This window comes from Micromonospora deserti (genome assembly GCF_003236335.1).
Taxonomy (GTDB): domain Bacteria; phylum Actinomycetota; class Actinomycetes; order Mycobacteriales; family Micromonosporaceae; genus Micromonospora; species Micromonospora deserti.
In genome coordinates, this window is sequence record NZ_POUB01000319.1 from 1 (window position 1) to 6,061 (window position 6,061).

The following is a 6,061-nucleotide window of genomic DNA, read 5'->3' on the forward strand; positions in this document are numbered from 1 at the left end:
GGGTGGGGGCGTGCCCTCCTGGCCGGGCAGCGAGGGGTGCGGCGGTGGGGCTGCCGGTCCGGGAGCGGTCATGAGAGCAGGGTAGTGCCCGCGGGCTCAGCGGTAAGGACCTGCGGCCCGATCACTGGCCACGACGACGACGTCCCCGCCCGGTGCGGCGCTGGCCAGCGCCTCGTACGCGGAGGGCTCGTCGAGCGACTCGGCGAGCAGCGGCACCGCCGTGATCTTGACGTCGAAGCCCCCGAGGGCCCGCCGGTAGGTGCCGACCGACTCCCACTCGGTGACCAGGCACCAGTGCCGCGGGTCGTCCAGCGCCCGCACCAACTGGCCGCGCAGGTAGCCGGGGCGGGCCGCGAGCGCCGCGAGGGCGGCGTGCGCCCGTTCGGTGAAGGCGTCCGCGACATCGGTCTCGACCACGAACCGGTTGGTCACCAGCACCGGCGTTCCTCCTCGTAGAGTCTGTGGGATGCAGCGTACGCAGAGCCGGATGCCGGGCTGGCTGGCCCGGGCGAACCCGACGACGGTGTTCCTGATCACGCTGGTGCTGGTGCTGGCCGCGTTCTTCGCCCCCGGCGTGGTCGGCGGGCTGCTCATGCTGCTGCTCGCCGCGGGCGTGGCGACCCTGCTGGTGGCCACCTGGTCGGTGCAGACGCCGCCGACCCGCGCGATCCGGCTGGTCGTGCTCACCCTGCTGGTCACCGCGGGCCTGGCGAAGCTGCTCTGACATGCAAGCATGCGTTTTTGACAATCATTCTCGTTGTCACGGACAGTTGATGTCATGACCATCCGCTCAGCTCCGCGCGCCCTGGCCGCCGCCACCACCGCCCTGCTCGCCCTGGGCGGCGTCGCGGCCTGCTCCGACGACACCGCCGGCGCCGACCCGCAGCGGGTCGACGTGGTGGCCGCCTTCTACCCGCTGCAGTTCCTCGCCGAGCGGATCGGCGGCGACGCGGTCACGGTGACCAACCTGGTCAAGCCCGGGGCGGAGCCGCACGACCTGGAGCTCAACGCGGGCCAGGTCGGGCAGGTCAGCCAGGCGGAGCTGATCGTCTACCTCAAGGGCTTCCAGCCGGCGGTGGACGAGGCGGTCGAGCAGAACGCCGCCGACCGCGCGTTCGACGTGACCACCGTGCAGCCGCTGCTGGACGCCGCCGCCGGCGGGCACGAGCACGAGGGCGAGGCCGAGGAGCCGGGCCACGAGGAGGAGAGCGGCGGCAAGGATCCGCACCTCTGGCTCGACCCGACCCGGCTGGCCACGGTCGGTGACCAGCTCGCCGAGCGGCTGGGCCGGGCCGACCCGGAGCGGGCCGCCGACTACACCGCCCGCGCCGCCGCGCTCCGCACCGAGCTGGAGAAGCTGGACGCCGAGTTCGCGGCGGGGCTGAAGACCTGCCAGCGCCGGGAGATCGTGGTCAGTCACACCGCGTTCGGCTACCTCGCCGAGCGCTACCAACTGGAGCAGATCGGCATCACCGGGCTGAGCCCGGAGACCGAGCCCGCCCCGCAGCGGCTGGCCGAGGTGGCCGAGGAGGCGCGGGAGCACAAGGCCACCACGATCTTCTTCGAGACGCTGGTCAGCCCGAAGGTCGCCGAGACCATCGCCGGTGAGGTCGGCGCGAAGACGGCGGTGCTGGATCCGATCGAGGGGCTGTCCGCCGACAACGGTGGGGACTACCTTTCGGTGATGCGTACCAACCTACAGACCCTGAGGACGGCGTTGAGCTGCTCGTGAGCGCCCCTGTCATCACCGTCACGCACGGGGTGGTCGGCTACGACGGCCGCCCCGTGCTGCGTGACGCCTCACTGACCGTGACCCCCGGCGAGGTGGTCGCGGTACTCGGCGCCAACGGCTCCGGCAAGTCGACCCTGATCCGCGCCGTGCTCGGCCTGGTGCCGCTCAGCTCCGGGTCGGTCACCCTCTTCGGCCGCCCGCTGCGACGGTTCCGCCAATGGCAGCGGATCGGGTACGTCCCGCAGCGGCTGGGCGCCGGCAGCGGCGTACCGGCCACCGTCGGCGAGGTGGTCGCCGCCGGCCGGCTGGCCCGGCGCGGCGTGCTGCGCCCGCCCGGCGTCGCCGACCGGGCCGCGGTGGCCGCCGCGCTGGCGGCCGTCGGGCTCACCGACCGGGCCGGCGACCCGGTCGCCACCCTCTCCGGCGGGCAGCAACAGCGCACCCTGATCGCCCGGGCCCTGGCCGGCCAGCCCGAACTGCTGGTCCTCGACGAGCCCACGGCCGGGGTCGACGCGGCCAGCCAGGAGGCGTTCGCCGGGGCGCTGCGCGACTTCGTCGACGGCGGCGGAACGGTCCTGCTGGTGGCCCACGAGCTGGGACCGCTGCGGCCGTTGATCAGCCGGGCCGTCGTCGTACACCAGGGCGGGATCTGCCACGACGGTGCGGTGCCCGAGCCGGCCGGCCACCACGCGGAGCCCGACCACGACCACGTGCACCCGCACGGCCCCGACGAGCCCGCCGGGCTGTGGAGCAGGTGACCATGGAACTCTTCCAGTACCCGTACATGCAGCGGGCCCTGATCGCCGCGCTCGTCATCGGCCTGGCCGCCCCCGCCCTCGGCATCTACCTGGTGCAGCGGCGGCTGGCGCTGATCGGCGACGGGGTCGGGCACGTGGCGCTCACCGGCGTCGGCGCCGGCCTGCTGCTCAACCGGTCCCCGGTGCTGGTCGCGGTGATCGTGGCGACGCTCGGCGCGGTCGCGATCGAACTGGTCCGCGCCCGCGGCCGGACCTCCGGCGACCTGGCCCTCGCCCTGCTCTTCTACGGCGGCATCGCCGGAGGCGTGATGCTGGTCGGGCTCTCCGACAGCACCAGCGCCAACCTCAACGCGTACCTCTTCGGGTCGCTGACCACCATCTCGCCGACGGACCTGACCACCATCGCGGTGCTCGGCGTGGCGATCCTGGTCACCATGCTGGCGCTGCGCCCGGCGCTCTTCGCGGTCTGCCACGACGAGGAGTACGCCCGGGTCTCCGGCCTGCCGGTGCGCACGCTCAACCTGCTGCTCGCGGTCGCCACGGCGGTCACCGTGACGATCGCCATGCGGGCCGTGGGGGTACTGCTGATCAGCGCGCTGATGGTGGTGCCGGTCGCCGCCGCGCAGCAGGTCGCCCGGGGTTTCCGCAGCACGATGGCGGCGGCCATGACGCTCGGCCTGTTCGCCGCCGGCTCGGGGGTCTGGGTGGCCGCGAACGTCGACACCGCCCCCGGCGCCTCGGTGGTGCTGATGGCGATCGCCTCGTTCGTGGTGGTCGCCGTCCTCGGGGCGGCCTGGCGAGGGCTGCGCCGGCGCGGCGCGCCGGCGGTGGCGCCGGTGCCCGAGCCGCACGAGGTGGTGCTTCACTGATCCTGCTCAGCGGCGGGTCGGCGGGGTTGGTTACCGTTGCAGGGTGACCGGCGGATCAGGCTATGACGCCTTCGAGGGCGCGAGCGAGCTGTTGCGTGCCCTGTCGGCGCCGATCCGGCTGGCCATCGTCAGCGAGCTCGCCGCGGGAGAGCGGTGCGTGCACGAGCTGGTGGACAAGCTCGCCGTGGCGCAGCCGCTGGTCTCCCAGCACCTGCGGGTGCTGCGCGGCGCCGGCGTGGTCCGCGGCTCCCGCCGCGGGCGGGAGATCGCGTACACCCTGGTCGACGAGCACGTGGCGCACATCGTGGCCGACGCGGTGAGCCACGCCGGGGAGGGGTCGTGAGCAGCCCGGTACGCCACACCCGGCAGCGCTCGGCGGTGAGCGCGCTGCTGGCCGAGGTCGAGGGCTTCCACAGCGCGCAGGACCTGCACGCGATGCTGCGGGAGCGCGGCGAGCGGGTGGGGCTGACCACGGTCTACCGGACGTTGCAGGGGCTGGCCGACGCCGGCGAGATCGACGTGATGCGCCCACCGGGTGGCGAGCACCTCTACCGGCGGTGCAGCGAGGGGCACCACCACCACCTGGTCTGCCGGGGCTGCGGCCGCACCGTCGAGGTGGCCGGGCCGGCGGTGGAGAGCTGGGCCGGTCGGGTGGCGGCCCAGCACGGCTTCACCGACGTCAGCCACACCCTGGAGATCTTCGGCGCCTGTCCGTCCTGCGCGGGCTGAGGCCACGCGCGGGGCGGCGCCGCGACGGATGCCGGGCACGGCCGTCCGTGGCACGCTGTCCGGCGTGAAGATCTACGCCGATCGCTTCCCGACCGCCGTCCGACAGTTGATCACCGACCTGCTCGTCGTCGCCTGGGTGTACGGGGCGGTCCGCGGCGCGCTGTGGCTGCACGACCTGGTCCAGCAGCTCGCCGTACCCGGGCGGAAGCTGGAGGAGGCCGGCGGCGGCCTCGCCGACAACCTGGCCGAGGCCGGCGGCAAGGTCGGCCGGGTACCGCTGGCCGGCGACGAGCTGACCGCGCCGTTCGAGCGGGCCGCCGGCGCCGCCCGGTCACTGGCCGAGGCGGGCCGGGACCAGCAGGAGCTGGTCGACCAGCTGGCCCTCGCCCTCACCGTCGCCGTGCTGGTCGTCCCGCTCGGCCTGGTGCTCTTCGGCTGGTTGCCGCTGCGGGTGCGCTGGATGCGCCGGGCCGGCGCCGCGGCGAGGCTCGCCGCCGCGCCCGCCGGGCGGGACCTGCTCGCGTTGCGCGCGCTGGCCGCCCAGCCGCTGGACCGGCTGACCCGGATCGCGCCGGATGTGGCCGAGGCGTGGCGGCGCGGCGACGATGCCACCGTGGACGCGCTGGCCGCCCTGGAGCTGCGGCGACTCGGCCTGCGCGGCGGCCGCTAAGGTCATCGGGTGTTCTACTTCCTGGTCGCCGTCGCCGTCCTGCTGCTCGCGTACGCCGCCGCCCTGGTCAGCCTCGTCCGCAGGGGGCGGCGGATCCCGCCCGCGGCGTACCTGGGGCTGGCGGTGCTCAACGGGCTGATCCTCGCGGCGATCCTGGCCTGGGCGATCGCCCGCTGACCCGCCCGCCCGGCGCCGCCGCCGGGCGGGCGCCGGCGTGGTCATCGGTGAGGGGTGGCGGGTCGCGGTGCCCGCGCGCCGGGCGACCGCGACACGCCGACGAACGTCTCGACCACCGGCCTGACCGCCTGGGGCCGGCCCCGGGCGGTCAGGCCGGTGGCGGGACCCGGCGGCGGACGTCGGAGGCGGTGGACGGGCCGGGCGACCAGCCAGCCACCCAGGGAAGATCGGCGGGCGGGGTGATCACGCCCTCCTCCAGCCCGGCGTACCGGCCGGCGAGGATACGCTTCGCGGCGGCGGTGTCGACCGAGTCGGTGTTCGCCCAGAGCGCGGTGAACAGCGCGTCGACCCGGACCCGGGCCTGCCGGCAGAAGAGGTCGGCCAGCTCCACGTTCTCCGGTCGGGTGTCCTGCTCGGCGTACGCCCGGACGCAGACCGCGGACATCGCGAACAGCTCCGCCCCGATGTCGACCACCCGGCCGAGGAACGCCTGCTTGCGCTCCATCTTCCCCTGCCACCGGGACATCGCGTAGAACGTCGACCGGGCCAGCTTGCGGCTGGCCCGCTCCACCTGGCGCAGGTGCCCGGCGAGTGGACCGAACTCGACATACGCCCGAGGGGCCTGGCCCTTGCCGACGGCCAGGGTGGGCAGCCACTTCGCGTAGAACGCCCCAGCCCGCGCGCCCGCCCTCGCCTTGCGGCCGAGGCCGGCGTCCGGGTCGATGATGTCCCCGGCGACGGAGAGGTGCGCGTCGACCGCCTCCCGGGCGATGAGCAGGTGCATGATCTCCGTGGAGCCCTCGAAGATGCGGTTGATCCGCAGGTCCCGCAGCAACTGCTCGACGGCGGCCGGGCGTTCGCCCCGCGCCGCGAGGGACTCGGCGGTCTCGTAGCCGCGGCCACCCCGGATCTGGATCAGCTCGTCGGCGATTCGCCAGGCCATCTCGCTGGCGTAGAGCTTGACCAGCGCCGCCTCGATCCGGATGTCGTTGCGGTCGTCGTCGGCGAGCAGGCAGCACAGGTCGAGCATGGTCTCCATGCCGTACGTGGTGGCGGCGATGAAGGACAGCTTCTGGGCCACCGCCTCGTGCTCACCGACCGGCCGGCCCCACTGCACCCGCTCGGC

Annotated in this window: 10 protein-coding genes; 8 read left to right on the plus strand and 2 right to left on the minus strand. The window is 74.4% G+C overall.

Annotated elements, in window-relative coordinates:
* Positions 1–96: 96 nt before the first annotated feature.
* Positions 97–438 (minus strand): antibiotic biosynthesis monooxygenase family protein, encoded by a 342-nt coding sequence (locus C1I99_RS28085; protein WP_111137222.1) that lies wholly within the window; start codon positions 436–438, stop codon positions 97–99.
* Between the two features lie 28 nt (positions 439–466).
* On the opposite strand from C1I99_RS28085, the gene C1I99_RS28090 reads away from it, so the two are divergent.
* The 8 genes from C1I99_RS28090 to C1I99_RS33500 all read left to right on the plus strand — a co-directional run bounded on the left by C1I99_RS28090 (position 467) and on the right by C1I99_RS33500 (position 4,935).
* The gene (locus tag C1I99_RS28090; protein WP_111137223.1) at positions 467–724 is read left to right on the plus strand and encodes a hypothetical protein; all 258 of its coding nucleotides are present in this window, start codon (positions 467–469) and stop codon (positions 722–724) included.
* Between the two features lie 54 nt (positions 725–778).
* Positions 779–1,732, plus strand: a complete 954-nt coding sequence (locus C1I99_RS28095; RefSeq protein WP_111137224.1) for a metal ABC transporter substrate-binding protein — start codon at positions 779–781, stop codon at positions 1,730–1,732.
* Positions 1,729–2,490 (plus strand): metal ABC transporter ATP-binding protein, encoded by a 762-nt coding sequence (locus C1I99_RS28100; protein WP_111137225.1) that lies wholly within the window; start codon positions 1,729–1,731, stop codon positions 2,488–2,490. The genes C1I99_RS28095 and C1I99_RS28100 overlap by 4 nt, the downstream gene beginning before the upstream one ends.
* A gap of 2 nt (positions 2,491–2,492) precedes the next feature.
* Positions 2,493–3,359 (plus strand): metal ABC transporter permease, encoded by an 867-nt coding sequence (locus tag C1I99_RS28105; RefSeq protein WP_111137226.1) that lies wholly within the window; start codon positions 2,493–2,495, stop codon positions 3,357–3,359.
* A 43-nt stretch (positions 3,360–3,402) separates the two neighbouring features.
* The gene (locus C1I99_RS28110) at positions 3,403–3,702 is read left to right on the plus strand and encodes an ArsR/SmtB family transcription factor (protein ID WP_111137227.1); all 300 of its coding nucleotides are present in this window, start codon (positions 3,403–3,405) and stop codon (positions 3,700–3,702) included.
* Positions 3,699–4,088, plus strand: a complete 390-nt coding sequence (locus C1I99_RS28115) for a Fur family transcriptional regulator (protein WP_111137228.1) — start codon at positions 3,699–3,701, stop codon at positions 4,086–4,088. The genes C1I99_RS28110 and C1I99_RS28115 overlap by 4 nt, the downstream gene beginning before the upstream one ends.
* A gap of 64 nt (positions 4,089–4,152) precedes the next feature.
* The gene (locus C1I99_RS28120; RefSeq protein ID WP_111137229.1) at positions 4,153–4,758 is read left to right on the plus strand and encodes a hypothetical protein; all 606 of its coding nucleotides are present in this window, start codon (positions 4,153–4,155) and stop codon (positions 4,756–4,758) included.
* 9 nt (positions 4,759–4,767) lie between these two features.
* Positions 4,768–4,935 (plus strand): hypothetical protein, encoded by a 168-nt coding sequence (locus tag C1I99_RS33500; RefSeq protein WP_199562415.1) that lies wholly within the window; start codon positions 4,768–4,770, stop codon positions 4,933–4,935.
* Between the two features lie 148 nt (positions 4,936–5,083).
* On the opposite strand, the gene C1I99_RS28125 is transcribed toward C1I99_RS33500, so the two are convergent.
* Positions 5,084–6,061: acyl-CoA dehydrogenase family protein (locus tag C1I99_RS28125; RefSeq protein ID WP_146604071.1), on the minus strand; the 978-nt coding region annotated here is incomplete at its 5' end.

Bases quoted from the DNA above. Each gene is read 5' to 3' on its own strand.
- C1I99_RS28090 (WP_111137223.1), top strand. From the start codon at position 467: ATGCAGCGTACGCAGAGCCGGATGCCGGGCTGGCTGGCCCGGGCGAAC.
- C1I99_RS28095 (WP_111137224.1), top strand. From the start codon at position 779: ATGACCATCCGCTCAGCTCCGCGCGCCCTGGCCGCCGCCACCACCGCC.
- C1I99_RS28105 (WP_111137226.1), top strand. From the start codon at position 2,493: ATGGAACTCTTCCAGTACCCGTACATGCAGCGGGCCCTGATCGCCGCG.